Here is a 25,551-nt window from a genome sequence, read left to right on the forward strand (position 1 = left end):
GCAGCTTTGCGTCACTCTCCCGACCATCAGTTACCCGGGAGAGCCGCCTATGCGTCACATCAACCCCCTTCTTTTACTGCTGCTGGCCGCGCTGCCGGCGCTGCATTGTCAGGCCTCTGAGAAAGACGAACTGGCGCTGGTGATGCGTCAACTTGACCAGGTGCAGGCCAGTCTTGACCGTGCACGCGTGGTGGCCAACCAGGAACAGGATGCGCGTTTTTATTTCGACTATCAGCAGGCTACGCGCGATATCACCATCATGAAGCAGGGTATTTCCACTTACCTGGAGCCGTCACGAGCCCAGCCCTCATCCCGTTCTGCATCGGTTAGCGGCCAGTACCGTGCCGAGGAGCCATCATGGCGATGAACGGAGACCAGCTCTCCGGCTGGAGTGCCGGCACCGGCAACAGCCTGACGCCTGCACAGCTTAACACGCTGATTCTGGGTTCCCTGGCCATTGTCCTGTTTCTGTTTGCCGCCTGGGCGATGGTGCAGGCCTATCGTGGGCTTGCCAGCAAAGCCGTGATGTTCCGCCAGTTCAACGAACTGCTGATACGATTGATCGTGCTCATCCTCCTGACCCTGTTTTTCTTCTTCCACTGATAGGACACTGTTATGAAAGCCACATTAGTAACGCTATACCGTGCTGCACTGCGGCGCGCCAGACTCTTGCTGCTGCCGGGGCTGTGCTGGGGCGGCCAGGTGCTGGCAGATCTGCCCTCTGTTGAACAGCCCACCACAGGCGGTGGTGGGGGGACCTATAACACCGTCATGGGCTACATCAAAATGGGCGGTCTGGCGCTCGGCCTGCTGGTCTGCGTGGCTGCGTTTCTCGCCGTGGCTCACGCTGTCATTACTTCCTTCCACGATATCCGTCGCGGCAAGGGCTCCTGGACCGAGTTTCTGCTCTATCTGGTGGTCGGTATCGGCCTCATCCTGCTGGTTATCTATCTGGCCACCAAAGCAGCCAATATCATTTAAGGAGTTGCCATGGCCGTCATCGACTTTCTTCCTGACAGACTGAACAACCCACCGGTGGTGTGGAAAGGGTTCACCTCCAGTGAGTTTCTGCTGGCCGCCATCATCGGTATGCTGGCCGGCATTCCGCTGGCCGTGCTGCTGTCGCTGCTACCGTTTATCGGATGGCTGGCGTTCCCCATCTGCATGCTGTTGACGCCGCTGGTTGTGGTGTTTCTCGGCGGCGGCTGGATTGCCGGCTACAAACGTGGCAAGCCGGAGAACTATATCTGGCAGCGCCTCGAGGCGCTGCGCTGCCGTGCTCGCCTGTCGCGCTCGTTGATCCTTGACAGCCGGACGTGGGAGTTGAAGCGAACCTCGGCAGTCAAACGCGGAGGTCAGGCATGAGCCGGTTTCGTAACGGTATGACCGCACGCGATAATCATATCTTTTCGTTGCGCATTGCCTGCGTACTGCTGTTCGCTGGCATGTTGATTACCGGTATAGGCTGGATGCGTGCGCCATCTGAACTCACCATCCACAATCCGCCTGATTTGCGATCCGGAAGTACCCGTAAATGGTGGGAGGTGCCGCCGTCAACGGTATACAGCTTTGCTTTCTATATCTTCCAGCAGCTCAACGCATGGCCAAAAAACGGTGAGGTGGACTACCTGGCAAAGATTGCGCAGATGAGTGCCTACCTGACGCCGTCCTGTCAGGATTTTCTTAATAAAGATGCGCAGATGCGTAAGAACAGCGACGAGCTGCGCGATCGCGTACGTGTGGTGTATGAAATCCCGCGTCGTGGCTACAGCCGCCGCAGCGTTACCCTGCTCGATCAGGATAACTGGATTGCCCGGCTCGACCTGGTGGCGGATGAGTATTACCACACCGAACCGGTCAAACGGGCGCTGGTGCGTTATCCGCTGAAGGTGGTGCGCTGGGAGGGCGATCCTGAACGCAACCCGTTTGGTCTGGCGCTGGACTGCTATGCCGCCATCCCACAGCGTCTGGAGGCTATCGCGCAGCCTGAACCGGAGAAAAAGTCAGGAGCGTTCAAGTGAAAAGATATTCTCTGATACTGCTGGCTCTGCTGCTGACGTCAGGCGCAGCACGGGCTGTAGAATTGATGAAGTGGGAGCGTATTCCGCTGCAAATACCCCTGACTGTCGGCCAGGAGCGCATCGTTTTCGTGGATAAAAATGTGCGCGTGGGTTTCCCGCCGTCACTGAATGACAAGTTGCGCATCCAGAGCACCGGCGGCGTGGTCTATCTCGCTGCAAAGGAGACGTTTCCGGTGACGCGCCTTGAATTGCAGAACAAGGAAAACGGTGAAATCATTTTGCTCGACGTTAGCGCCGAACCCGGTAAAACGACGCGCGAGCCGGTGAAGCTTGTCTATGACGGTGAGGTGGCCAATGCCACTGCGAACGACAAGCAGACGGTCAGCGGTGACAGCAGCGCCCGCCAGTCATCCCAGCGCGACGTGGGGGCCAGCCGTAAGCCAGCAAAGCTCGACGCTCCACTGCCCGTGGTATTGACACGATATGCGGCGCAGAACATGTACGGCCCACCGCGTACGGTGGAAGCGGTACCGGGCATCAGCCCGGTCTCTCTCAAGCTGCCGTCTCCCCTCACCACGCTGATGCCGTCCGAACCGGTGACCCTTACCCCCATGGCGGCCTGGAGCCTTCAGGGCAGTAGCGTGATCGCGCTACAGGTGCGTAACCGTTCTGCGGACAAGGTCATCCTCGATCCGCGGGTGCTGGAAGGTCAGTTCGTCACGGCAACCTTCCAGCACCGCTGGTTGGGTCGTGCTGGCACGCCGGAAGATACCACCGTGCTGTATCTGGTGACCGCCGGGCGGCCGGAGGGGGCATTTATCGCTGAACCGGCGATGCAAAAGGCGGTTAAAGGCAGCAGGAGAGCGAAAAAATGAAAGCACCTGCTTCAAATATGTTGGTGAAGATCGCCGTTCCCCTGGTGCTGTCGGGCACTATCATGCTCGGCGTCAAATCCTGCTCTGAAAGCCGAAGCCAGACCACGGGTGGGCAGAAAAATACCCACGTGGCGTTAAAGGACCTGACGCCCGAAGACCTGAAATCCCTGGGCATTGAGGGGGATACGCCTCAGGATACGCTGCGTACCATTGTGGGCAACTTCCGTAAAGTGCAGGATCGCCTCGATAGCCTCGCTGATGACAATAAAAAGCTCAGCGATGAAAACAAGGCGCTCAAAAAGACTCACCGCAATGTTGATGAACAGATAAGCCAGGTCGTGGGCAACGCCCGTGCCGAAGAGGTGCAGAAGCGCACACAGCTCAGCGCGCAGGTGACCGACCTGAGTGCGCAGGTTGATCAGCTTATGAACCAGCTTAAAAATGGCGGGGCCAGCACGACAGTGGCCAGTAAAAATACCGCTCCCGGTAGCGATATCCCGGTTGGTCTGGGTTATGACAACGGACTGAGCGGTGCCAACAACGCGTTATCGTCAGATAGCTTGAGGTGGGTAGAGCCGAATGATGGCATTTCCACTGATGCCAACGGCCGTCCGCTATCGGGCAGTAACAGCAATAATGCCACCGGCTTTGCCTTTGCCAGCACCTTTGGCGCTGTAAGCGATGCCACCAAACAGGCGGGCGCAGCGGTGAGCTCGGTCGTACAGGATACGCTGTCAGCGGACGAGAAGGCCACTGATCCGGTCTATACCCTGCCGGAGAACGCCACCCTGGTTGGTAGCCAGGCCATGACGGCGCTGTTGGGGCGCGTGCCTGTTGACGGCAAGGTCACCGATCCGTACCCCTTCAAAGTGATGATTGGCAAAGACAACCTCACGGCCAACGGCATCGAGCTGCCTGACGTGCAGGGGGCCATCGTGTCGGGAACCGCAACCGGTGACTGGACGCTCTCCTGTGTACGCGGTGCCATTACCAGTATCACCTTCGTCTTTACTGACGGCACCGTTCGCACCTTGCCATCACCGAACGGCAGCGGTGGTAATCAGAACGGCCAGGGCGGCAGCGGCAATAACAACAGCATCGGCTGGCTGTCGGACGACAATGGCATCCCCTGTATTTCCGGTACGCGCAAAAGTAATGCCTCTACTTATCTGCCTACCCTCGCCGTACTTGCCGCCGCTGGCGCGGCCGGTGAAACGCTGGCACAGAACCAGAATACCACCCAGACCAACGGCTATGGCGGCGTCACCGCCAGCCTGACGGGCGATGCGGGCCAGGCCGTGCTGGGCAAGGCGTTTTCCGGCGGCATGCGAGAAACCGTTGACTGGGTCAAGGCACGCTATGGCCAGACTTTTGATGCCGTCTACGTACCCCCTGGCCAAAAAGTGGCGCTGCATATCACGCGCCAACTGGCCATCGATTATGAAGAGAGGGGCCGCAAGGTGAAATATGACTTTAGCCTGGTCGGAAACGGCACGGGCATGGACTGATGGGGAACATGATGCAAAATAACAACCCTGGGATGCACCGGCGCAAGCTTCTGGCCACCTCTGCTTGTGTGGCGACCATGTTGCTCATGCTTGCGGGCTGTAGCACCTCGAAAGACGAAATGTTGCCCCCGGGTGACAGTACCATGCTGGCGCTGTGGAACGCGGGTGCGTCGGCCACGCACGCTACGGTGGAAAGCCGCACCACGCTGCGTAGGCCGGTTACAGACAGCGAACGCACGCGTGCACAGCAGGCGCGCAACAGCTCCAGCCGCAGCCAGGAAAACGAGATCCAGCAGACGTTTCCCCGCTTGCCCAACCCTGACATGGTGATGTATGTATTCCCGCATCTGGCGGAGGGCAACACGCCGGTACCGGGCTACAGCACGGTGTTTCCTTTCTACCGTCAGGTGCACTATGCGTTGCCCGGCGAGCGCACGGAGGATCTCTGATGACATTCAGTCTTTTCCGCCGCAGGCAAAAGCGACAGGACGCTCACCAACATGGCGACGGGCCGTTTTCCGTTAACGGCCACCAACCCCTGACCCGGGATGGACGTCTGACGCGTTCGGACGAAGCGCGCCTGTACGCCACTGCGCCGTCTGTTATCGATCATGTGCCATGGGGGGAGTACCTCGCTGAACACCAGTGCCTGCTGCTTGATGACGGCGTGTCGGTGGGTGCGGTCTATGAAATTACGCCGGTTGGCACCGAGGGTCGACCCGCGTCCCGGCTGGCAGAGATTCGCGACGTGGTGGAGAATGCCCTGCAGGACAGCCTACCGGAGCTCGACTCACATCAGTGGGTGGTGCAGTTTTATTGCCAGGATGAATCTGACCTGTCCTGTTACATGGATAAGGTCAGGGGCTACGTCAAGCCATGGGCACAGGGGACCGCGTTTACCGAGGCCTGGCTCTGCGAACAGGCGCGTCACCTGCAAAACGTCGCCGTTGAACAGGGGCTGTTTATGGATGACGCGGTGACCGGAGCCCCTTGGCGGGGTCAGATGCGCCGCACCCGCATGGTGGTCTATCGCTGGGTGGAAACCCCATACCGTGACCCGATGGCACCGGAAGTGCTGTTGAATCAGGTGTGCGACCGCCTGATCGCTGCCATGAGCGGTGCTGGCATCCAGAGCCAGCGACAGAATGGCGAGCAGATCCACAGTTGGCTGCTGCGCTGGTTCAATCCCGAACCGAAGTGGGTTGACAAGGCGACGCTATATCGCTGCGCCCGTTACAGTGATGATGCCCCGGGAGACCTGCCGCTGCTCAATGATTTCAGCGAAAGCCTGTGGTTCACCCGTCCGCGCAGCGATGCGGAGAAAGGCGTCTGGTGGTTTGATGATGTGGCTCACAAGGCGGTACCGGTTGCCCGCCTGCGCAATCCCCCGTCCACCGGCCATTTGACCGGTGAGGTAACACGCGGCGACAACATTAACGCCATCATGGATCTGCTGCCGCAGGGCACCGTGCTGACGCTGACGCTGATTATCCAGCCGCAGGACAGGCTCGAGGAGAATTTTTCCCGTCTGAGCCGCGACTCGATGGGGGAGAACGTCGACTCGCTACGCGCACGCGAGGATGCCGCCAGAGCGCGGACCTTCCTGGGGAACAAGCACAAGATCTATCGCGCGGCCATCTCGCTGCTGATTAAGGCCCGGGACTTGGAAACCCTGGACAAACGCTATCTCGACCTCAGCAGCAAGCTGCTGAACTGCGGCCTGGAGCCGGTAAACCCGGAACATGATATCGGGCCGCTCAGCAGTTACCTGCGTGCTATGCCGATGTGCTTTAACCCACAGCAGGATCGCCATCACTGGTATACGCGCCTGATGTTTGTCCAGCACTTTGCCTGCCTGGCACCGGTGTACGGTCGCGATACCGGCACTGGCAATCCGGGTTTTACCTTCTTTAACCGCGGCGGCGGCCCACTGTGTGTCGATCCGCTGAATAAAAATGACCGCACACAGAACGCGCACAAGCTGCTGTTCGGCCCGACCGGTGCCGGTAAGTCGGCCACCGCGCTCTGTGAGCTGGCGCAGATGATGGCCATCTATCGGCCACGTATCTTCCTGCTTGAGGCAGGCAACAGCTTTGGCCTGTTTGGGGATTACTGCGCTTCGCTGGGGCTGAAGGTACACCGCGTCAGCATTAAGCCCGGCAAGGTGATCTCTTTGGCTCCGTTTGGTGATTCGCACCTGCTGATGCAGGTAAAGCCGGATGCGTGGCTTGTCAGCGAAGAGGCGTTGCCGGATATCGATGAGGATGTGGAAGACGATGAGGACAAGGATGAAGAGCGTGACGTGCTGGGTGAGATGGAGATTGCGGCACGCCTGATGATTACCGGTGGGGAGGCGGCGGAGGAAGCGAGGATGACCCGCGCCGATCGCGGCATGATCCGCGAGGCGATACTGATTGCGGCCAGAACCGCTTTTGACGCAACCCGCCAGATGCTGCCAGAAGACCTGATGTATGCGCTACAGAATATCGCGCGTGATGTCAGCACCGGTGACGATGGTCGGGAGAAGCGCACGGCCGCGCGTCGCGCGCGGGCTGAGGAGATGTCGGAAGCGCTGCGCATGTTTACCGAGGGCTTTGAGGGTGAGCTGTTTAACCGTCCTGGCACATCTTGGCCGGAGGCCGATGTCACCATCGTGGATCTGGGGACGCTGGCGCGGGAAGGGTACGAGGCCCAGATGGCGGTGGCGGTGATCTCTCTGCTTAATACCATCAACACTATCGCCGAGCGCGAGCAGTACAGTGAAAGAGAAACCCTTGTACCGATCGACGAAGCGCATATCGTCACCGCCAACCCGCTGCTGGGGCCTTACGCCACCAAGATCGTCAAGATGTGGCGTAAGCTCGGTGCCTGGCTATGGCTGTTTACTCAGAACCTGTCGGACTTTCCCGATACGGCAAAAAAGATGCTCAACATGGCGGAATGGTGGGTGTGTCTTGTCATGCCACCGGACGAGGTGGAGCAGATAGCGCGCTTTAAGACGCTGACGGATGAGCAAAAGACCATGCTGCTGTCAGCCACCAAACTACCGAGAAAATACACCGAGGGCGTGATCTTGTCCCGTAAGGTGCAGGCGCTGTTTCGTGCCGTGCCGCCCAGCCTGTATCTGGCGCTGGGGATGACAGAAAAAGAAGAGAAAGCCGAAAGGCGGTCGATTATGAATGAACATCAGTGCTCAGAGCTTGAGGCTGCTTTTCATGTTGCGCGGCGTCTCGACGAGAGTCGCGGTATGGTTATCTGACAGAGGACATGATGAAAAAGCTGACCATGACACCGCCGAGGGTTCTCCCTGACAAGGCGCTGATTGCTTCCGTTATTTTTACCGTGCCGCCACAGGGTGGGGCATCGATTGGTCAGTCTGATCGCCAGTCGCTTGAGCAGTTGCAGGGGGAAATCCTCAACCGGCTGGAGCAACCGGTGCTGCTGTCGGCCTATCCGCACCGCGTTGGCCGACGCAGCTGCGTGGCCGTTCACCTTGCAGATGTGCATGATAAAACGCTGGATATCCTTATCACCGTCACCGGCAATACGCTGTGGCCGGGTGAGGCGGAGTTCAGGACCGGGCTACGCTGGAATATCTGCGTACCCGATGCCACCGACATGCTGTGGATGCTGAAGGAAATAGACAGGGTAACGGGTGGGCAGGGGGGTAATTAAACCGACCCTCCGTGTTTGTCAGGCAGCGAAGTTCAGCTGTCTGACAAACACGGAGGTTGCGGGTGCGGGCGGCATAGAGCCCGCTTTTACTGATCTCCCAATTCTATCTTCATGCTGAGATCATATTCGACTGTTTCGATAATGCGGTTATAAGCTTCGATGATCTTACTGAGCGATGCCTTACGGCCAGCAGCATTGAACCTACCGAGCTCAATGACATTTGATGCGAGAAATTGTTCAAACTCAAGGATGTCAACACGACCGTCGTATGCACCATTTCCGAAGGTTTCAAGTAAGGCTTCTAATACAACGGTACCTTTAGAGGACGTAATGACGAGCGGTTTGTACCCACCCTCCAGGTTTGTAATGCACTTGCTCAGCAGCGCTTCCGTTGGCATGTTAGTGACATGCAGCACCATGTCTTCGTAATCAAAATCACCACGACGGCTGGAACCGGAATCGTTCTGGTTGGAGTGGTGATGCTTGATATTCCCCTCCCCCAGCAGCACATCCAGTTTGGCCCCAACCATATGCTGCATCAGACTACCAACGAACTTGGAACCTGTCCCTTCATTCTGCCTGTTCTGCGCCTGTGACAGCAAATGGCGGATAGCGCGGCGAACTCCCCATAGTGGATCGATACTCAAAATAAACGGTCTTCGTTCAAAATAGTCTTTGGCTTTAGCAATCCAGAAACACTCGCATGCAAGTAGATCTAAGGTACCATTGTTCTTGTGGAGCTGATTCAGTAACTCGATGTAGTCCATCATGAGCTGCATGCTGCCGCGGCTGGTTCGGCCTCCTTCGCTGGCTAACATTCGCATGAGCCCATGGTCACTTAACACTTTTTGTGTGGCCGGGCCACCAAGTCCTTTCACCTGACCCTGTTTACCTGTCTTCCAGTCATCGCTGTTTAACGGCCACTCCAGTGTTCCTGCTTTTTGTTTCTCAAGTACGTGCCGGTTGATGACCAGCAGAGCTGCAATAGGTCCTTTATTACCATTTACTGCGTTGTTTATAGCAAATGCTTCCAGTACAGTATTAATTGCAGAGGGTAGGGTATTCATTACGCAACCTTTTTCTGAGCAGATACAGCATGGTACGACTCAGAAAGGACAGGTTCAAAAATGAATCTGGCAAGATGACGGACCACCGGCACAACGACACCATCGCCAGCGATATGATAGGCATCATTATAATTATGAGGAAGCTTGTAAGTATCGGGTAGCCCCATCAGGCGAGCGGCTTCTCTTGGGGATAGGAGACGTGAACTTATCTTATCGCCTTCAACGACCAGGATACTTTGACGGCTGGAACCCCCTGCCGGGGTACGCAAACACCCCGCAATGCCATCGAATCGGACCTCTGCCCGCTGGACTTTTTCGCCGTTATCATTCATCCGGGTACGCTTGTAGAGTCCTCCGACAATACGTTTTCCAGATTTCTGGGCTGACTGAACTTTAAGAAGGTTAACAGGGGTCATCATTGCCAGTAATTGCCTGGTTTTTTCTGCGCTGTCCCATTTTACACCCTCTGGATTCTCATCAATGATGTCACTAAACGTCGTCAATCGCTCTTCAGGTAGAGGTAAATTCCACCATAGCCATGATTGCTGCGCTTTTTTTGACAGCCCATTAAAAGCGGTGACCATTCGTTCTGGATGCCACTGACTGATAGGAGTCGGGGAAATGAGATGCTGAGGTACTTTTGCTGAAGGGTGTACGGCCACAATAAAAACACGGGAACGCGATTGCGGCACGAAGTGCTGGGCATCTATGACCATTGCACCAAAACGGTAGCCTGCATCGGATAGAACGGCCCCGATAGAGGTAAAATCCTTCCCTTTATTTGACGTCATGATGCCATAGACATTTTCGAGCACGATAATCTGAGGGGCTCGCCTTTCATCCATAAGATTCCGCATAAGTCGCCAGAATGGCCAGAATGTACCAGAACGGGTCTGATTATGGTCATCTTCGCTGCCGATCCCTTTATAAACGCCAGCCAAAGACAGATCCTGGCAAGGGAAGGATGCCCATACCAGGTCTGCCTGTGCGGGGAGTTGTGCGCTAGTGATGTTATTTATATCTTCGACCAGCAAATCTGTGCCACCGCTCCAATTACTCCTGTAAGCATGGCCTTTCATTGGGCTGAAATCGTTAGCAAAAAGGCAATCCCACTGAGCACCCAATCCGGCGCGGGCCATCCCGCCACCGGCAAAAAACTCATAAAAACACCGCTCTGACTGCCTGGTGTATTTCAGGTGGGTATTTGCACGCTCAATGTCACGCTGAATTCTTTCGTTGATTGCCTGAGCAATCCACGCGCTCATAGTGATTTTTCCACCATCAAGCTGACACAGTCGGGAGATGCTGTTGTATTGTGTATTTGTTAGGCGGAGACTGGTACGATAACTTGCTAAGGCGCTCATCATAATTAACCCTGATTTTTTTTGGCGCCAAATTTTGGCTCCTTATGATAAAGGATATCGAAACTGGCCAATCTGTCAATTTGATTTGGCTACAATGTTATTTAATACTCCAATTTAACCCGTTCATTCCTTAATCTCATTATTTTCCGGTACTAATAGCCATCATTCATTGTAATGACTCTGAATTTTATAACGATCATCTTACTAAGCTATCGTTTATTTCAAGCATTCGTTGACCAGCTTGGACACTTTCTGCTTCTGCTTGCTACGTTGCCTTTTCTCTTGTTTTTTCCAGAGCAATTGTAAGTTCATCGACTCGGGCAGTCTGGGTTTGTGGGACTGGAGTCGCTGCAGAAATTATCAGTTTCGTGCTTATAGTTAATTACTGACCTGATGCGCCGCAGATCGCACCCTGAGTGGGTTACTCACTCTGGGAGTGTTCTTGATGAAATTACCCGTCTGCTGCCTGGCAGCACTGTTCCTTTCTTCCGGCACCATTGCCGGCACCGTTATTTATACCGACAGTACGCACCTGGTCGTCGGTGACATCGGTCCCGACGTCACCGTTGTGGAGCTTGATGCCCCCGACCGTCTGCAGGCGCAGCTGTTTGGCGAACTGCCCGCTGACCCTGCGCAGGCAGAGCAGCAAGCGCGGGCGGTGATAGCTTCGCCTGTCTTTCAGCAGCGCCTGCAGCAACTTGTCGGGAAGTATGCTGGTGTCACCCGTGCCTGGTCTCTGGGGTTGGAGAAATATCCTGCCGTGGTGTTTGACGACAAGTGGGTAGTCTACGGCACCACCGACGTTGCCGTGGCCACGCATCAGTTGAATGCCTGGAAGGAGAAAGCCCGATGAGCATGACTCTCTTTCGCCCGCGTCGGCTGGCGCTGGCCACGCTAATCGCCTGCACCGGCACCCTGGCCAGCGTCAATACTGCCAGCCTGCTCGCCAGTGCCGCCAGCCCGGATTGCATCAGCTGGCGAGTCAGCGGCATCTGTTACTGGCTGTTCTGCACGCCGTTTGGTTGCTCGGTCAAAACATCCGTCAAGGTCACGCATTTTATTCCGCAAGCTGTTGTCTCCGCCTATCTCAGTCCGGGAGAAAATCCCTGGACGGAAATGTCAGCAGCCAGCGCGACGGCTGACGGCATGGAAAGTGCGCTTCTTGGGGGAGCGGCAGGCGTGGAAACCGGTGGTGGTCGCCAGGAGATGAAAGCGCCCGGTATGCGCAGGCAGAATCTGCATTTTTACTATGGTGATGCGTATGGCCATCCGGCGACAAAGATTATCGGCGGAATGTTTCCCGGCTATTCCTGCGACAGCGCCGCCACGCCCTTTATGCCGTATTTCGCCAGCGCCCTTGACGCACTCGCCTGGCGTACCGGTATGCCGGAGTCGCTTTATCCGGAAGCGCTTATACCTGGCAGCCGCGAAATCGTCAGCACGCTGTCCGGCAATATGTGGGGCAACGTGTATCCCCGCAGCGGCTTTGTTACACAGACCGACAGCTATAAGTCAGCGGCGGTTGTGGTGCAGCGGGTGGCAGACATCATCACTCGCCAGGGGCAACTACATGTTTACGGCCCACTGACCGGCCAGCGTTCTCCGGGCTACTGGCCACCTGAACCCGTACAGGAAAACACCGGCACTAAGAACCACAAGTGGCAGCGCCTTTCGCCGCAGCTGTCACAGCGTTGTGCGGTCTTTCCTGATAGCGGTGGCCTTGTTGCGCAAAACGGTAACTATGCCTGGGCGCTCTGGCAGCCATACAGCTGCTGCAAACGCCACGGCCAAACATTCCTTTACAGCATCGATTTTTCTGAGGCTCATAAACCATGACACAGCGAAACACTCTGCGCCGGTCCTTTGCAGCGCTTGCCTTGTTCACCGTGGCATCAGTGTCGGCACTGGCTGCCGACACTGCGCACTCTTCGTCCGGCGCGTCGGTCAATGGTGCCATTAATGACGGTCTTTTCTATTCCATTGGTGGCGGCTCGGTGATTTCACCGCCGCCGAGCCGCAGCAACATGTCGCGCCTAGGGCTGAACGGCGGCTGGAGCAGTGACCTGATGTGCGGCAACTTCGACCTGAAAACTACCGTGGGCAACCAGCTTAACGGCATCACCAGCGGTTTCAAGGACCTGATGGGCAATGTCATTCAAGGGGCCACCGGCGCGGTGATGAGCATGCCAGCGATGGCTATCCAACGCGCCAACCCTGGGTTGTATGAAATGCTCACCAACGGTGTGCTGCAGGCGGGCATTAACTTTGACAAGGCACAGCTCAACTGCCAGAACATGTCGAAAAGGCTGGCCGACTACACCCTTGGCAGCAAGTGGCAGCAGGCGGCGGTATCGGAAGAGTATAAGGATATCGTAGCCACCAGTGGCGGTGATGCCGTTTCCAGCGACCAGAAGCTGCAAAAAGTCACTGGCGAGGAAGGCGTCACCTGGGTAGGGGGCCAGAAGCGTGGGGGCAAAGGTCAACATGCCATTCAGCCGACCCGGGACCTGGCGAAAGCCGGTTATAACATGATGAACAGCCTGCCCGTAACCAGCAACAGCCGCGTGGGCTCTGCCAGTTGCAACGGCACCGTCTGCCAGCGCTATAAGTCGTCCGATGAAGCCGCTGCGGCCGTGGTGAAAGTGTTGGGTGACCGCTCTATCCGTACCTGCCGGGAAACCCGCGAATGTGGCAGTGGCGGGACTGAAAACCAGCCGGGTAGCACGGTTGCCGGCACCGGCTTCTCACCGGTACTGGAAGGTGCGACCAAAACCAACCTGGAGCAGCTTGGTAAACTGGTCGATGGCCAGTTGCCGCCCACCGCAGATAATCTGGCCGCACTCAAAACAGGTAGCCTGGTGGTGACGCGTGGCGTCATTCATTCGCTACACGATGATCCGGATAAAGCGGCGCTGGTTCAGCGTCTTGCCAGCGAACTCGCCATGGCCGATACCGTGGAGACCGCGTTGACCATGCGCCGCATGCTCACTACCGGTGAATCCGAACCCAACGCCGCCGAACAGTCGGAGGCGATAGCCGAGGGGGATCGCCGCATTGATGCACTTGACCGTGAACTGAACGCTCTGCGTAACGAGATGGAACTGCGCAAGTCCATCAGCAATAACAGCCTGCTCACTGCGCTGGAGCGGCAGGGTACCCGTAATCAGGATAACCAGTTGCAGCAGAAAGCCGGTAATCAGGACCAGGGCTTCAGCCAGATGAGCCAGACGCCGTCATCCGGAGAAAATTGATATGAAATTCATACTTAACCGCGGCCGTGTTGGTCGCATCCTGTTTGTTGCGTTGTCGTTCCTCCTGCTGACGGTGGTCATGTTCGCCATTGCGTCCGTTTTTATGGCGTATGACCCCGACGGTCACCTTACACGCAACTGGCTGCATCAAAACCGCTGGGGCCTGTTCGGCTGGCGGCTGGCCATCTATGCCGGCATCTCTTCAGCCTGGCTGTTAAAGGTGCGACCACAGATAGTGGCACGCTGGCCGGAAACGCGCGCGCGGCTGCCACGCACGGAGTGGCTCGGCGTACTGTTTATGCTGGTCACGGAGTCTGTGGCCTGGATGAGTGTGGCAAAGGGAGATTGAAATGACGGCGAACAGTTATCTGGAGTATTTTCTCGTTCTATTTGGCTGGGTGATGAACAACGCCCTGTGGGGTATCCTCAGCAACACCGGGCTGTTTGCTCTGCCGCTGGTATTTAAAGTGTTGGGCGTCTGGCTGAAGGTGCGTGAGGAAGGTGCTGATGAGGGCAACAAAGGGCTTCTGGCGTTGCCGCGCATTGAGCACGCCATTTACGTCTCGTATCTGGTGATACTGTTCTGCTGCATCCCGCTGCTGCCAGTAGATATCAGTACCATCAAGTTCGACAGCGCGCGCGCGAAACAGTGTGGCATCAGCGTGCCAACGCCGCAAAACTCCGGCTACAAAGGGCTGGTGAATGACTTTGGCGGTCGCACGGCCGAAGTGCCAATGTGGTGGTATCTGCTGCATATGATGTCGAAAGGGACCACTCAGGCCATGATTGCCTCCATCCCCTGTGGTACCCAACTGCGCCAGATGCGTTTTGACGTGCAGAACACCAAACTGCGCGACCCGGTGCTGCTGCAGGAGGTACAGGACTTTGCCAACCAGTGCTATTCCCGAGCCTATTTCAGGCTGAAGAACAGCAACAGCCAACTGAGTGATGCCACCATTAACTCTGTGGGTTGGATAGGCAGCGACTACTTTCTGAATACCTCTGACTATTACGACGACTACACGTCCATGACGCCCCGTCGCCAATGGCCGTACGACGACAGTCGAGACAGTGGCTACGCTGATACCGGTCAGGGAGGCTATCCTACCTGCAAGACCTGGTGGTCAGACAGCAGCGTCGGGCTGCGGAAACGCGTGCTGGAGAGCTTCAGCGATAGCACGCGTAAAGAGATGCAGCGTCAGTTCCCTGGCTCACAATGGGAAGAGCCCGCACTGCGGTGGCTGGTGAGTCCGCGAAATGCTGGCCTGTCCGGCAGCGGTGTAACTTACATTGCTGGCAGAGGCGACACTGCTAGCGGTATTGGGAACAGCTTGTCGCGCTTCACCTCTACTATCGGACTGGGTATGAAACAAGTGGAGGCTTTACCAGGCTTTGATGCCTTAAAGCAGGCGCTGCCGATGATCCAGGCGCTGCTGCAAATGATGATCATCATAGTAATACCGGTACAGGTGATGTTCAGCGCCTATGAGCCTAAAACGATTGTGACTATCTCGTTTGCACTGTTTGCATTGCAGTTCATTACCTTCTGGTGGGAACTGGCGGGTTGGTTGGACGACAGGTTGATCACCATTTTGTATTCCAGCCTGGCCGCAAGTGGACTGGCATCGGGGGTGCCCATTGCGGATTTCCTGAGCTCTCCTCGTGATGGCTGGATCATGAATCTTGTATTGGGAATGATGTACGTGGTATTTCCTGGGTTCTGGGTGGGGATGCTGGGTTGGGTGGGTGTCAAAATAGGAGGAATTGCGGAAGGGTTTATCAAGGGGGGCGCTCAGGCACAACAGGCTGGCCAAGAAGGGGGAGCTATGGCGGGGGAGGCAGTAAAATCCGGTGTAAAAAGAATTCTCTAAAAATTAAACCCTTTTTCAAGACTGCCAGGAAGTTTGCTGGCAGTCCCTAATAATCTTTATCGATTCTGGAATCGCCCACATACCAGCCATAACCTTCGGCACCATCACGAAAACCATCTTTCTGCTTTTTTTTCTTTATAGAAGCTGAATCCGGTATAAAAGATGCAATCAACGCCGCCGCAGAACATGCTACTCTGAAAGAATCTTTCAAATCCTTGCCAAAGCTGCGTCCATTTTCATACTTATGTAATTCTTTTTTCCAGTCACTGGCCATCGTCACGCCCTTTTTAAGATACTAATTCAATATGGCCAAGTTACTAAATTTCTCTGCAAGCAGCAACTTTTGAGCAGTATCAATTGACAATGATGGAATGGATCGCTAACAACTATCTAATATGTAAAGACAGCCCTAATATTTAAGACATTATTGGAGCTAAAATCAGAAACTTGTGCAAGAAGAAGTGGACGCACATGCCGTTGGCAGAAGGCCCCGCCATTACAGCGACAGCATCCTGAAGAAGCTTATCACGTCTGTGAAATCCCCGGGCAGCATGCCATTTTGTGAAAAGTTACATGATGTGTTTCTGATACTACTAACCGAATGCTTGTGATGCACAGTAGTTGAACGTTGATAAGGCTGTCTGACTGGTGCACAGAGTATTTATGTGAGCAAAATTATTCAAGATATTTTGGATAAGATGTAAGCTTGTCTATTTTTGAAAAATCTATAGTTCATTGCCAACTCAATAGGCGGAGGACGTAATTCTAATAATATTTATCATGGTGGCGACGATTTCACACGTGGTCATGCCTTTGGCGTACAGAGATAAAATCTGGCTGTCCATCTGCGTAATACGCGTCTGGTTTTTCTTAATCAGCTGCGGTTCGAAGGTATTTTCACGGTCACGCGGCGTGTTCAGTTCGATCTCGCCGTCATCGCAGAGCAGCGTTTTTGACGAGAAGCCATTGCGGGTGTTGGTGCCGGTTTTAGGTGCATTTTTCTCATGCCCGAGATGGTCAGTCAGTTCCGCATTGAGCGCTGTTTCGACGGTTAATTTCGTCAGCATCCGGGAAAACTGATTGAGGTCGGCTTCGGTTTTGAGGCCTTTAGCCAGTTCTGCCGCAAGGGCTCTGAGTTTCTTGTCGTCCATAATTTGCCTGTCTCCGTTGTTGGAGTGAACATATCAAAAACAGGCAATTACACAATTTAAATTACAGGCTCGTACGGTGCTTTAACGTGAAGTTCATCTGATATCGTTCCATTGTCTGTCTTGGTTTTCCCAATCTTCCCTTTCTGCTTCCCAGCTTTCACTCCACTCTTCATTTTGTTTTTTGCGTTCGGGAGAGGTAGTCAGAACATCTGCTATCCCAGCCAGTATGGCCGCTCCACATGCATTGGTTGCACTGGAGAATTCAAGTGGTTCTAGCGCTTTACATTTCAGCTTTGCTTCGTCATAAACGATGTTACGACGTTTACCGACGAACCGTGCCAGAGTGATGCTCAGGTCGTCAGCATCGAAGCCACTTTTACTCATGGTAAATGCTCCTTTTACTTGGGCTAGCTGGTTAATCCTTCACTAATTTTGACTTTAGCGCCTCGTAAACGTCTTCCCGACGGTCAACAGTTATGACGGTGATAACCACATCAACCTCTCCATCGTCACTTTCCAGCACATGGTAGACAAGCCTGAAACCATCCATACGCAATTTAATTTTGTAACATTTTTCGACACCAGACAACTTATGTTTTATCGGGGTCAGTGCTGCCAGCGATTCAGCCCGTTTTTTTAATTTCTTTCGAAAGGTCTCTCTGATTTTGCTGTCCAGAGCATTCCATTCCTTTAGCGCTGATTTCTTAAATTTCAGTCGCGTTTTTAAGGCAGTCCCGGACAATCAGAGGTTCTCCCAACTGACATCAACTTCATCTTCATCCTGGCGGCTACGGACAATATTAGCAAGCTCACGATCTTCAATGGCATCCAGCATTGCCGCATAAAGCTCCGCAGGAATGCAGTAGAACGAAGGTTTACTGTGGTTCAGGATAGCTACTGGTCGCCCCCCTGCTGACATCACTATCGCCGTCGGATTTTTTTTTAGCTCACTGATAGTGGCTGAGCGATTAGCAAGGATTGCAGTTATCATTTAAAACCTCAATTAAGACCTGTTTTTAGCCCTAATGATAGTGAGAAAATCTTGTGAAAGCAATAACGAATAGTCCGTTTTTTGAGCGCGATCCGGTTGTTATCGTCCGTGTAAAAAATGAATCCAGAACAACATTCATATAATGCGTGATTGTATTCCACGTTGTCAGAAGGCAGGTTGAGAATATATTAAAATGGTTTTGGCCAGAATGATAACCTTCGGGATAATGTACTAACGTCACAGCTGAACATCTTACCATCGGAATTACCCCATTCCTGGTATTTTGAAAGAGGGATTTGAAGATCTGTTTTGCTGGCATAATTAATTACGTTACCACTGGATGCAGTGCAACTAAGAACAGCTTTAAAATGCGAATGTAATGAATATGAAAAAAGAGAGTAAACGTCAGGGGGGATGTGATAATTTATGACCAGCCATCCGTTGTTGTTAAGCCGGTCTGCACAGGACACTAGAAAGCTCCGCTTTGATTGTAGCGGAATCATAGCATCTTCTAAATAAAGGTCTGAAAATATAATATCATACCTGCCCGCATTAACTCTGTGGGTTGGATAGGCAGCGACTACTTTCTGAATACCTCTGACTATTACGACGACTACACGTCCATGACGCCCCGTCGCCAATGGCCGTACGACGACAGTCGAGACAGTGGCTACGCTGATATCGGTCAGGGAGGCTATCCTACCTGCAAGACCTTGTGGTCAGACAGCAGCGTCGGGCTACGTAAACGCGTGCTGGCAAGCTTCAGCGATAGCACGCGTAAAGAGATGCAGCGTCAGTTCCCTGGCTCACAGTGGGAAGAGCCCGCACTGCGGTGGCTGGTGAGTCCGCGAAATGCCGGACTTTCTGGAGGAGGGACTACCTATGCCATAGGCAGTGCAGATAATACGACAGGTATATAGACAAATAATTCCAAATCAAACCTATAAAAAACATAAAGATACGCCAACTATTTTTCACACATCAAACCTAGTTTGTTTGGCTTGATACTGATATGATGGTCTTTAAGTAAAGCTTTTAAAAGAGCCATAAAATGGATGTACTAAATCAGGATAGAGGTCTTCTTAAAAGGATTGAAGCCTACTCGTTGGAGGATGAGGCATATTGGTCATTTAGAGGTCGTTCTAAAAGACATCACTGTCATGATTTAATCCAATACCCAGCGATGATGATCCCGGAAATGCAGGGAGAACTTATTGATGCGGTATTGGAAGGAGATCGAAATGTACGCAGAGTGTTCGATCCTTTCGTTGGATCTGGTACTACTCTCGGTGAAGCTATGTGCAGGGGGTTAGATTTTTTAGGGATAGATATTAATCCACTAGCGATTTTAGCATGCGAAGTCAAAAGTGGGCCACTTTATACCAAAAAGCTAAATGATAAAGCCGCACTGTTAATAAATGCAATTCAGAATGATGAGTCGGAGAAAATTGCAGTCAGCTTTGAAGGTATCGATAAATGGTTTATTAAATCTGCACAAATCGAATTAAGTGCAATATATAGAGCTATTAAAGCTGAACCTTCGAAATGGGCAAGGAAGATTTTCTGGCTATCCATGAGCAGCACTGTAAGGGCCGTATGCAACTCGAGGAGTTCGACTTACAAGTTGCACATAAAAACTGAAGAAGCAATAGAAGCGACACCTTCTGCGAGAGAGGTTTTTGAGAAAAAACTTCTAAAAAACATTGAGAACATTAAGGATCAAAAGCAGATTTTTACTGAAAATAACGTGCTAAAGATGGCATCGTCAATCAGTGATGTTATTATCAAAAATGCGAATTCTGCAAACAAAATAAGAAACTCACTAAAGTATGACTTGTTAGTCAGTTCACCTCCTTATGGTGATAACCAAACAACAGTCACATATGGACAATTCTCGTATCTTCCTTTGATGTGGATTGATTTGAGTGACATTGATAATTTGACTCAAGAAGGGCTTCTTGCGCATAAAAGTGCTATTGATTCAATGAGCTTGGGGGGGTCATTAAAAGATTCCGCAATTAAATATGAAGAAATAAAAATGCGATCTGTATCATTGGTCAACAGTGTTGAAGAGATTAAGTCTGTTAATCCTGACAACATAAAGAAGCTAATTTCATTTGTTTATGATTTAGATTTATCTCTATGTAATTCTCTAAGTTTATTGCGAGATAATGCATATATGATTTGGACGTTAGGGAATAGGAGAATTTCTAACATTGAGGTTCCATTAGATAGAATTATGAGAGAGCTACTTGAGTTCAGAGGATGCCACTTCGTTCATAAATTAGAACGAGATATACCTTCGAAGAGAATGGCCACAAGAAATCAAATAGCGTCAACTATGGGAAAGGAATCAATTTTAATAATGAGGAGATAATGGTGGGGTAACTTCACTAGTTTGGTCTATTTTTGTTTTTCATGTTTTTTGGTAAGTTTTAATAATTAAGTGCTATTTAGAATAAGGGGGTTTTTTTATGTCGTCTGCATCACTAAAATTTAGTGGAAACCTGATTGAGGAACTTTCGCAAAAGATTCCTTCGTCATTATTTGCGTTAAATGAACTTATTAAAAATGCATACGACGCTTTTTCGCCTGACGTCGTGATCAATATCTCCCTTTCAAAACAAACCATAACAATTACTGATCACGGAAACGGTATGGGAACGGAAGATATTGAGTCTCTGTTCCATATATCAAAAAGCACAAAGCGCTACGGTTATGAAGTGGAGCAAGATGGTGTAAGAAGGCTTACTCAAGGCTCTAAAGGACTTGGGTTTCTTTCCGCTTTCAAATTTGGCGATAAAGTTGAATGGGTAACATGTAAGACTGGGGTTCGTAGTAAATTTTCAGTACGTAAGTCAGAGTTGGTAGCGAAAGATGATGTTGCTGGAACTGTAATACCAGTAATAACAGACTCTCATTCTGAGAGCGGAACAATAATCACTGTTTATTCAAATAAGGGTGAGATTGAAGAACTGTTATCAGATTTGTCTGACAATAGGGTTGTTGAGAAATTAGCAGCAGCAATAATTGATGACTCATTTAATATTAATATTAATATTGAAAACCAACAGCAAGTCGTTTCAACAAAAAAGTTGAACTCATTTCAGAAAGAGAACGAAGAAAACCAGTTGTTTTATGTTGCATATGACTCGCTTGAAAATGAAATTGAATTTTATCACAAGGGTGAGCATGTAAAGTCTTTTCCATTTGAGCTGGAGAGGACTGACTATTCAGTCAGTTTAGAGTTGATTATCTTTCACTTTCAACAAGGTAAAAACTCTAAGTCTGTCTCGTCATTAAATAGAAGAACCCATGATGATTCTCTTTACCCACTAGTATACATAAATAGAAATCTTTTCAACAATACTGTTATTTTTGACCCTGAAGTACTGAGGAAGAAAAGCTCTGGAGAAACGCTCCCTCAGATGATAGGTAGAGTTAGCGTGACATGTCAGAGTAAATACATTGAATTTAATTCAGATAGAACAAACTTTGTTGAAAATAACTTAACGAGATCTCTGCTTAAAGATCTTGATGGTCTTAATAAGTTGATTCAAACTAAGGGTGCCGAGTTAAAAAAAGGTCTAAGGAGTAACAAAAAAGTACCGACAGGAAAGGCAATGCCCGTTGAAAGCGCGAATGAACAAAAAAATGGTACCGCATTGATATTAGTTGACAGGAAAAAGCCAACCACTTATTACACGCCTTCAGAGCAAATAGACTTGGAGGAATACATCTTTCAAGTTAGAAATAGTCTCGGCGAGGATGTAAAAAATGCCGAAGTGGAAATTATAATCGACGGAGAAAAATCAAGTAGTAGAGTGCTATCCTCGGTTGAGGAACCATGCGAGAAAAAAGTTTGTTTTAGATATCATGATACAATAACAAATCTTGTGTCGAAAGAGATAACTCTATCTTTCGAACTTAAAATTTCCAACATTTCTGGGACAGTTCAGGAGAAGTCTCTATTCACAATACAATCAGGTTCCAACTACAGCGTCAGAATAGAAACCGTTTCTGATCTTATCAATGCAATTGATAAAGCGTATTCGTCCAGGTCTAAAGAAGAATTTTTACCAGTAATTGCTTGCTCAATTAGATCAATATTCGAAATATCGTCAGATAAAATACTTAAAGCAAGAAAAAAATGGTTTGCAAAATTTGATGAAAGCAAGCTTAGTAGTACAGCTAAGAGGGAGATAAAAGATAAATTATTACTGAATGTAGTTCACCTTGTTCTTTTGTTGAAGAAAAATCCTAGGCTTGTAACTGAAATATCTGATGTATCAGGTGTGGCTTATTCGACCCTTAATAACTTGTTAGATGTAAGGGATTTCAGGAATTCTGTAAAAAATTCACATGTCGGTGCTCACCAATCAACGAGATATTTATCTAAGCCTAAAGTCGAGTCTTGTGCGGATGCGTGTGGCCACTTTTCAGTTATATGTGATGTATTATTAAATAGCAATAAAGTAGCGGCGTTTAATATAAATAAAGTAGATGAATCTGACATAGAGGAGGTGTTTGGGTTCATAGCGTAGTATTTGAAGTGGTTACTACTTTTAGTATGAAAATTTAATACTCGGCACTCGCTCCATATTGGAGCTGTCTTTCGTTTCAGTATGAAACTTTATTTTTTCTGACCCGTTCTCTCTTGCCAAAAAACAATGGCGACAGAGTAGCTTAGTATGACATTTTATTACTCTCCCACAACTAATGGCGTTGAAAGCGCATAACGAACAACTGGTGGTGTTGCTGGCCGGAAAAGCAGAACCGGAAGTAGTAAAAGCGAAAAAATAGGGCTACAGGATTTCGGTAGCTGTCCGGGTAATTTAAAATCAGCAGCAACTAATTTGTATTAGCTCAAAAAACGTACTTAACGTACGTTCCTGGTAGCTGTCAACGAAGTTGTCACCCTTAATGAGTTTTCAGGCTGCTTTTTCTGATGCGTTTTGTGGCTTATCCGGATTTTGATACCATAGAGCTTAAGCAAACTTTTTTGAGCATCGTCTTTCATGAAAAAATGTTACCTCTATATCAGGGTAAGTTCAGAGCAACAGGTATCCGGCGATGGCCTAAACCGTCAGGAATCACTGCTCATTAAGTATTTTGAAGATAATGCCCCAGTGCAGGATTTCGATCCAGACTACGAGCTAATTATCGATGAAGGGCGTTCAGTATTCAAAGCCGAACATTTGCATGAAAGTGCAGGGTTAGGACGATTTTTCAAGCGTGTTAATGATGGTGACATAGCCAAAGGCTCGGTACTCATCGTTGAAAGTCTCGATCGGTTCTCTCGCGAAAACCCTTTCAAGTGTGTCGAGTACATTTCTCAATTAGATCGTGCTCAAATCGAACTGCATGATGTTGAGAAGCGGCTTATCATTAGCCGCAAGCACTCTAATAGCCTAACTTTTGCGACCATGATCGCCGAACGTTCTTACGAAGAGTCTTGTCTAAAGTCTACTCGTATACGGAAAGGTTGGGACAAACGACGCAAAAAAGCGAAAGATGAAGGACATTATATGATCAAAAACTGTCCGAAATGGATTGATGTGGTTGATGGGAAATATATACTAAATGAAAATCATATATTAGTACGTGAGGTATTTGATTTATATCTTTCTGGAATACGCAGTTATACGATTGCACAACAATTGAACGCTGCTGGTAAGTTGATTGACAATAAAAAATGGGATAGTACTAAAATATGTCATTTATTGAGAAATAAACGATGTAAAGGTGAGTACACATCTAATAGAACTGAGCGGAATTTTGACGACGATACGGTTATTTTAACTACTGAAATATATAAAATATATCCAAAGGCTGCGGAATGTTATGGTTGAAGTCGTTTATGTTGAATGCGAATCTGTAACTTTATGAATATACTTATTTTAATTACTTATTTACTCGACGAAAAATGAAAGCACGAAAAATTTGTTTAATGTTCTATGTATTTAACATCACCACACCTTCACGCTGCCATTGACGACATTGCCTTGACCATCGACCCGGTCTGGCTTTCCTCGCTGCTTCATATACCGCTTTCCTGTTTGCCAGCAGGCTTATATCTTGTCCCTGGTGGCGCTGTTCCGGTGTGACATAACCGATGCCGCTATGCCGATGCGCTTCGTTATACCAGCGGCTAAAGCGTTCAACCCATCGTCTGGCTTCATCAAGTCCCGTGAAGCCCGCTGACGGCCAGTCCGGCACATATTTTAACGTTCTGAACAATGACTCCACGAACGGATTGTCGTTACTGACCCAAGGCCGACTGTGCGAACCCGTGATATTCAGTTCTTTCAGTTTTGCCTTTAACGTTTGGGACTTCATCGGCCCACCATTGTCGGCATGCACCACCAGCGGTTGCCGGTAGCATCGTTCTCGCAGCACGGCACGGTGCAGCATCGCGGCAGCGTGCTCACCGTTCTCCTCTTCATGAACCTCATAACCAACGATTTTCCGGCTAAAAATATCTTCTATCAGGTACAGATAAAAATAACGGTCTCGTACCCGTGACGCGCACCACGTCACATCCCAGGTCCAGACCTGACGGGGCGCAGTGGCATGGTAGCTGGTCGGCTTACTGATGGTTACCGGCGCCCGGCTACGACCGCGATGATGAACCTGACCATGGCGCCGGAGTATCCGGTAAAACGTTGATTCGCTCGCCAGATAGATGCCATTGTCCGCCAGACGCGGCACGCTCTGCGCAGGGGGCAGGCTGGCGTATTCCGGCTGGTTACACACGGCCAGTACCTGCTGTTCCTCCGCCAGCGTCAGTTTATTGCCCGGGGTCGGACGTACTGCGGCAGGACGCCGGTCTTCGGCCTGTCTGTGCCATCTCTTCCAGGTTCTCAGGCTGATATTCACTTCCCGACAGGCCGGAGCCAGAGGGGGTTCCCGTACGGTTGGGCTTCAGACCCCGCCAACAGACAGAATTATTCTGCCGGGGACAATCTATCTTCGGCAGGATGATGAAGCTGCCCTTTGCGTATCATGCGGATTAACTCAATGCCTGTCAGTATCGTCTGTGCTCGTCGAAACGATTTGAATCCCAGCATCTGGCGTATCCGCCGTTTGATATTCCGGTGGTCCTGCTCCACAAGGTTGTTTAGGTATTTACTCTGCCTGACGGTAATGGATTCTTCATCAGGTTTACCGGTGTTGAGTGTGGCCAGAGCCGCAGTATCAGCGCCACTTTTATCAATGGTCACGACTTCAGGTTCACCGTGCTGGCGGATGGCCTTGCGGAAAAAGCGCAGCGCGGCGGCGGCATCCCGTTTAGCGGTCAGCAGGAAATCAATGGTCTGGCCGCTGCTGTCTACTGCCCGGTACAGATATTTCCACTGACCTTTGACTTTGATGTAGGTTTCATCCATTCGCCACCGGCACCCTGGGAGACGTTTATGCCGACGCAACGCCTTATCCAGCAACGGCACCAGGCGGATACCCCAGCGCTGAAGCGTTGAATGGTCAACGACAATACCGCGTTCGGCCATCATCTCTTCCAGGTTCCGCAAACTCAGTGAGTAAGCGAGATACCAGCGAACACATTGCGTGATAACATCGACAGGGTAATGCAGGCGACTGAAGGCTTTTCGGATCAGAGACATGGTCAGGGAGCATCAAGAAAAACAGTATATTACCTGACGCCACCTTAATGCGACAGAACCGTTTTTTTATTGACAATTCCCCGCTCATGTCTAGATCCTAATGACACATTAACTATATATATTAGTTAGCTATCTAATAATAAGGTGTTGAAAAT

At 50.9% G+C, this 25,551-nt stretch carries 25 protein-coding genes and 3 pseudogenes; 19 read left to right on the plus strand and 9 right to left on the minus strand.

Annotation, left to right across the window (positions count from 1 at the left end):
• Positions 1-49: 49 nt before the first annotated feature.
• The 10 genes from SYMBAF_RS01815 to SYMBAF_RS01860 are packed head-to-tail and all read left to right on the plus strand — an operon-like array spanning position 50 to position 8,079.
• Entirely contained in the window at positions 50-367 is a 318-nt protein-coding gene (locus SYMBAF_RS01815) for an integrative conjugative element protein, RAQPRD family (protein WP_040264287.1), read from the plus strand.
• On the plus strand, positions 358-603 hold the full coding sequence (locus tag SYMBAF_RS01820) for a TIGR03758 family integrating conjugative element protein (protein ID WP_040264284.1): 246 nt from the start codon (positions 358-360) through the stop codon (positions 601-603). The genes SYMBAF_RS01815 and SYMBAF_RS01820 overlap by 10 nt, the downstream gene beginning before the upstream one ends.
• A gap of 12 nt (positions 604-615) precedes the next feature.
• The gene (locus SYMBAF_RS01825; RefSeq protein ID WP_040264282.1) at positions 616-981 is read left to right on the plus strand and encodes a TIGR03745 family integrating conjugative element membrane protein; all 366 of its coding nucleotides are present in this window, start codon (positions 616-618) and stop codon (positions 979-981) included.
• Between the two features lie 9 nt (positions 982-990).
• Positions 991-1,365, plus strand: coding sequence for a TIGR03750 family conjugal transfer protein (locus SYMBAF_RS01830; protein ID WP_040264280.1), 375 nt, complete (start codon positions 991-993; stop codon positions 1,363-1,365).
• The gene (locus tag SYMBAF_RS01835) at positions 1,362-2,021 is read left to right on the plus strand and encodes a PFL_4703 family integrating conjugative element protein (protein ID WP_040264278.1); all 660 of its coding nucleotides are present in this window, start codon (positions 1,362-1,364) and stop codon (positions 2,019-2,021) included. The genes SYMBAF_RS01830 and SYMBAF_RS01835 overlap by 4 nt, the downstream gene beginning before the upstream one ends.
• Positions 2,018-2,896 (plus strand): TIGR03749 family integrating conjugative element protein, encoded by an 879-nt coding sequence (locus SYMBAF_RS01840; protein ID WP_040264276.1) that lies wholly within the window; start codon positions 2,018-2,020, stop codon positions 2,894-2,896. The genes SYMBAF_RS01835 and SYMBAF_RS01840 overlap by 4 nt, the downstream gene beginning before the upstream one ends.
• Complete coding sequence (locus SYMBAF_RS01845) at positions 2,893-4,404, plus strand: TIGR03752 family integrating conjugative element protein (protein ID WP_040264273.1); 1,512 nt, start codon at positions 2,893-2,895, stop codon at positions 4,402-4,404. Before SYMBAF_RS01840 ends, SYMBAF_RS01845 begins: the two co-directional genes overlap by 4 nt.
• Before the next feature lie 32 nt (positions 4,405-4,436).
• Positions 4,437-4,853 carry a TIGR03751 family conjugal transfer lipoprotein gene (locus tag SYMBAF_RS01850; protein ID WP_152609072.1) on the plus strand — a complete coding sequence of 139 codons (417 nt, stop codon included), beginning with the start codon at positions 4,437-4,439 and terminating at the stop codon, positions 4,851-4,853.
• Positions 4,853-7,663 (plus strand): conjugative transfer ATPase, encoded by a 2,811-nt coding sequence (locus SYMBAF_RS01855; protein ID WP_185899912.1) that lies wholly within the window; start codon positions 4,853-4,855, stop codon positions 7,661-7,663. Before SYMBAF_RS01850 ends, SYMBAF_RS01855 begins: the two co-directional genes overlap by 1 nt.
• Positions 7,664-7,674: 11 nt before the next feature.
• Positions 7,675-8,079 carry a hypothetical protein gene (locus tag SYMBAF_RS01860; protein WP_040264646.1) on the plus strand — a complete coding sequence of 135 codons (405 nt, stop codon included), beginning with the start codon at positions 7,675-7,677 and terminating at the stop codon, positions 8,077-8,079.
• Between the two features lie 86 nt (positions 8,080-8,165).
• Here SYMBAF_RS01860 and SYMBAF_RS01865 read toward each other — a convergent pair whose 3' ends face one another.
• Positions 8,166-9,146: a DUF4928 family protein gene (locus SYMBAF_RS01865; RefSeq protein ID WP_040264647.1), complete on the minus strand. Its 981-nt coding sequence runs from the start codon at positions 9,144-9,146 to the stop codon at positions 8,166-8,168.
• Positions 9,146-10,411, minus strand: a complete 1,266-nt coding sequence (locus SYMBAF_RS01870; protein WP_082026890.1) for a DNA cytosine methyltransferase — start codon at positions 10,409-10,411, stop codon at positions 9,146-9,148. Before SYMBAF_RS01870 ends, SYMBAF_RS01865 begins: the two co-directional genes overlap by 1 nt.
• Positions 10,412-10,955: 544 nt before the next feature.
• Here SYMBAF_RS01870 and SYMBAF_RS01875 point away from each other — a divergent pair.
• The 5 genes from SYMBAF_RS01875 to SYMBAF_RS01895 are packed head-to-tail and all read left to right on the plus strand — an operon-like array spanning position 10,956 to position 15,632.
• A complete protein-coding gene (locus tag SYMBAF_RS01875; RefSeq protein ID WP_040264648.1) occupies positions 10,956-11,363 on the plus strand; it encodes a TIGR03757 family integrating conjugative element protein in 408 nt (135 codons plus the stop codon).
• Positions 11,360-12,346 carry a TIGR03756 family integrating conjugative element protein gene (locus SYMBAF_RS01880; protein ID WP_040264649.1) on the plus strand — a complete coding sequence of 329 codons (987 nt, stop codon included), beginning with the start codon at positions 11,360-11,362 and terminating at the stop codon, positions 12,344-12,346. Before SYMBAF_RS01875 ends, SYMBAF_RS01880 begins: the two co-directional genes overlap by 4 nt.
• Positions 12,343-13,761, plus strand: a complete 1,419-nt coding sequence (locus SYMBAF_RS01885; RefSeq protein ID WP_052447689.1) for an integrating conjugative element protein — start codon at positions 12,343-12,345, stop codon at positions 13,759-13,761. The genes SYMBAF_RS01880 and SYMBAF_RS01885 overlap by 4 nt, the downstream gene beginning before the upstream one ends.
• Position 13,762: 1 nt before the next feature.
• Complete coding sequence (locus tag SYMBAF_RS01890) at positions 13,763-14,110, plus strand: hypothetical protein (protein WP_040264650.1); 348 nt, start codon at positions 13,763-13,765, stop codon at positions 14,108-14,110.
• Position 14,111: 1 nt separating this feature from the next.
• Positions 14,112-15,632 (plus strand): conjugal transfer protein TraG N-terminal domain-containing protein, encoded by a 1,521-nt coding sequence (locus tag SYMBAF_RS01895; protein ID WP_040264651.1) that lies wholly within the window; start codon positions 14,112-14,114, stop codon positions 15,630-15,632.
• A 46-nt stretch (positions 15,633-15,678) separates the two neighbouring features.
• On the opposite strand, the gene SYMBAF_RS01900 is transcribed toward SYMBAF_RS01895, so the two are convergent.
• The 5 genes and pseudogenes from SYMBAF_RS01900 to SYMBAF_RS01920 all read right to left on the minus strand — a co-directional run bounded on the left by SYMBAF_RS01900 (position 15,679) and on the right by SYMBAF_RS01920 (position 17,774).
• Positions 15,679-15,906, minus strand: coding sequence for a hypothetical protein (locus SYMBAF_RS01900; RefSeq protein ID WP_040264652.1), 228 nt, complete (start codon positions 15,904-15,906; stop codon positions 15,679-15,681).
• Positions 15,907-16,414: 508 nt separating this feature from the next.
• Positions 16,415-16,783: pseudogene (locus tag SYMBAF_RS01905) on the minus strand (transposase); the annotation flags it as partial.
• A gap of 93 nt (positions 16,784-16,876) precedes the next feature.
• Positions 16,877-17,167, minus strand: a complete 291-nt coding sequence (locus tag SYMBAF_RS01910; protein ID WP_040264653.1) for a hypothetical protein — start codon at positions 17,165-17,167, stop codon at positions 16,877-16,879.
• A 31-nt stretch (positions 17,168-17,198) separates the two neighbouring features.
• The gene (locus tag SYMBAF_RS01915) at positions 17,199-17,525 is read right to left on the minus strand and encodes a type II toxin-antitoxin system RelE family toxin (RefSeq protein WP_152609074.1); all 327 of its coding nucleotides are present in this window, start codon (positions 17,523-17,525) and stop codon (positions 17,199-17,201) included.
• On the minus strand, positions 17,526-17,774 hold the full coding sequence (locus SYMBAF_RS01920; protein WP_040264654.1) for a type II toxin-antitoxin system Phd/YefM family antitoxin: 249 nt from the start codon (positions 17,772-17,774) through the stop codon (positions 17,526-17,528).
• A gap of 545 nt (positions 17,775-18,319) precedes the next feature.
• On the opposite strand from SYMBAF_RS01920, the pseudogene SYMBAF_RS01925 reads away from it, so the two are divergent.
• From SYMBAF_RS01925 to SYMBAF_RS01940, 4 genes and pseudogenes are all read left to right on the plus strand, one after another.
• Positions 18,320-18,691: pseudogene (locus SYMBAF_RS01925) on the plus strand (conjugal transfer protein TraG N-terminal domain-containing protein); the annotation flags it as partial.
• A gap of 134 nt (positions 18,692-18,825) precedes the next feature.
• Entirely contained in the window at positions 18,826-20,151 is a 1,326-nt protein-coding gene (locus SYMBAF_RS01930; protein WP_040264655.1) for a TRM11 family methyltransferase, read from the plus strand.
• 97 nt (positions 20,152-20,248) lie between these two features.
• Positions 20,249-22,318 carry an ATP-binding protein gene (locus SYMBAF_RS01935; RefSeq protein ID WP_082026891.1) on the plus strand — a complete coding sequence of 690 codons (2,070 nt, stop codon included), beginning with the start codon at positions 20,249-20,251 and terminating at the stop codon, positions 22,316-22,318.
• A 474-nt stretch (positions 22,319-22,792) separates the two neighbouring features.
• Positions 22,793-23,626 carry a recombinase family protein gene (locus SYMBAF_RS01940; RefSeq protein WP_040264656.1) on the plus strand — a complete coding sequence of 278 codons (834 nt, stop codon included), beginning with the start codon at positions 22,793-22,795 and terminating at the stop codon, positions 23,624-23,626.
• Positions 23,627-23,729: 103 nt separating this feature from the next.
• Here the strand turns inward: SYMBAF_RS01940 and SYMBAF_RS01945 are convergent.
• Together SYMBAF_RS01945 and SYMBAF_RS01950 are read right to left on the minus strand one after the other, a co-directional pair.
• Positions 23,730-24,674, minus strand: a pseudogene (locus SYMBAF_RS01945) (IS3 family transposase); the annotation flags it as partial.
• Positions 24,675-24,721: 47 nt separating this feature from the next.
• Positions 24,722-25,396, minus strand: a complete 675-nt coding sequence (locus SYMBAF_RS01950) for an IS6 family transposase (RefSeq protein WP_040264658.1) — start codon at positions 25,394-25,396, stop codon at positions 24,722-24,724.
• Between the last annotated feature and the right edge of the window lie 155 nt (positions 25,397-25,551).

The organism is Serratia symbiotica, assembly GCF_000821185.2.
Lineage (GTDB): Bacteria > Pseudomonadota > Gammaproteobacteria > Enterobacterales > Enterobacteriaceae > Serratia > Serratia symbiotica.

What these genes read in the sequence shown, in the direction of transcription:
- SYMBAF_RS01920 (WP_040264654.1), bottom strand. Translation starts at nt 17,774, where the DNA reads ATGATAACTGCAATCCTTGCTAATCGCTCAGCCACTATCAGTGAGCTA.
- SYMBAF_RS01820 (WP_040264284.1), top strand. Translation starts at nt 358, where the DNA reads ATGGCGATGAACGGAGACCAGCTCTCCGGCTGGAGTGCCGGCACCGGC.
- SYMBAF_RS01855 (WP_185899912.1), top strand. Translation starts at nt 4,853, where the DNA reads ATGACATTCAGTCTTTTCCGCCGCAGGCAAAAGCGACAGGACGCTCAC.
- SYMBAF_RS01890 (WP_040264650.1), top strand. Translation starts at nt 13,763, where the DNA reads ATGAAATTCATACTTAACCGCGGCCGTGTTGGTCGCATCCTGTTTGTT.
- SYMBAF_RS01870 (WP_082026890.1), bottom strand. Translation starts at nt 10,411, where the DNA reads ATGAGCGCGTGGATTGCTCAGGCAATCAACGAAAGAATTCAGCGTGAC.
- SYMBAF_RS01880 (WP_040264649.1), top strand. Translation starts at nt 11,360, where the DNA reads ATGAGCATGACTCTCTTTCGCCCGCGTCGGCTGGCGCTGGCCACGCTA.
- SYMBAF_RS01865 (WP_040264647.1), bottom strand. Translation starts at nt 9,146, where the DNA reads ATGAATACCCTACCCTCTGCAATTAATACTGTACTGGAAGCATTTGCT.
- SYMBAF_RS01885 (WP_052447689.1), top strand. Translation starts at nt 12,343, where the DNA reads ATGACACAGCGAAACACTCTGCGCCGGTCCTTTGCAGCGCTTGCCTTG.
- SYMBAF_RS01950 (WP_040264658.1), bottom strand. Translation starts at nt 25,396, where the DNA reads ATGTCTCTGATCCGAAAAGCCTTCAGTCGCCTGCATTACCCTGTCGAT.
- SYMBAF_RS01835 (WP_040264278.1), top strand. Translation starts at nt 1,362, where the DNA reads ATGAGCCGGTTTCGTAACGGTATGACCGCACGCGATAATCATATCTTT.
- SYMBAF_RS01830 (WP_040264280.1), top strand. Translation starts at nt 991, where the DNA reads ATGGCCGTCATCGACTTTCTTCCTGACAGACTGAACAACCCACCGGTG.
- SYMBAF_RS01900 (WP_040264652.1), bottom strand. Translation starts at nt 15,906, where the DNA reads ATGGCCAGTGACTGGAAAAAAGAATTACATAAGTATGAAAATGGACGC.
- SYMBAF_RS01895 (WP_040264651.1), top strand. Translation starts at nt 14,112, where the DNA reads ATGACGGCGAACAGTTATCTGGAGTATTTTCTCGTTCTATTTGGCTGG.
- SYMBAF_RS01850 (WP_152609072.1), top strand. Translation starts at nt 4,437, where the DNA reads ATGCACCGGCGCAAGCTTCTGGCCACCTCTGCTTGTGTGGCGACCATG.
- SYMBAF_RS01825 (WP_040264282.1), top strand. Translation starts at nt 616, where the DNA reads ATGAAAGCCACATTAGTAACGCTATACCGTGCTGCACTGCGGCGCGCC.
- SYMBAF_RS01935 (WP_082026891.1), top strand. Translation starts at nt 20,249, where the DNA reads ATGTCGTCTGCATCACTAAAATTTAGTGGAAACCTGATTGAGGAACTT.
- SYMBAF_RS01910 (WP_040264653.1), bottom strand. Translation starts at nt 17,167, where the DNA reads ATGAGTAAAAGTGGCTTCGATGCTGACGACCTGAGCATCACTCTGGCA.
- SYMBAF_RS01860 (WP_040264646.1), top strand. Translation starts at nt 7,675, where the DNA reads ATGAAAAAGCTGACCATGACACCGCCGAGGGTTCTCCCTGACAAGGCG.
- SYMBAF_RS01940 (WP_040264656.1), top strand. Translation starts at nt 22,793, where the DNA reads ATGAAAAAATGTTACCTCTATATCAGGGTAAGTTCAGAGCAACAGGTA.
- SYMBAF_RS01875 (WP_040264648.1), top strand. Translation starts at nt 10,956, where the DNA reads ATGAAATTACCCGTCTGCTGCCTGGCAGCACTGTTCCTTTCTTCCGGC.
- SYMBAF_RS01815 (WP_040264287.1), top strand. Translation starts at nt 50, where the DNA reads ATGCGTCACATCAACCCCCTTCTTTTACTGCTGCTGGCCGCGCTGCCG.
- SYMBAF_RS01845 (WP_040264273.1), top strand. Translation starts at nt 2,893, where the DNA reads ATGAAAGCACCTGCTTCAAATATGTTGGTGAAGATCGCCGTTCCCCTG.
- SYMBAF_RS01930 (WP_040264655.1), top strand. Translation starts at nt 18,826, where the DNA reads ATGGATGTACTAAATCAGGATAGAGGTCTTCTTAAAAGGATTGAAGCC.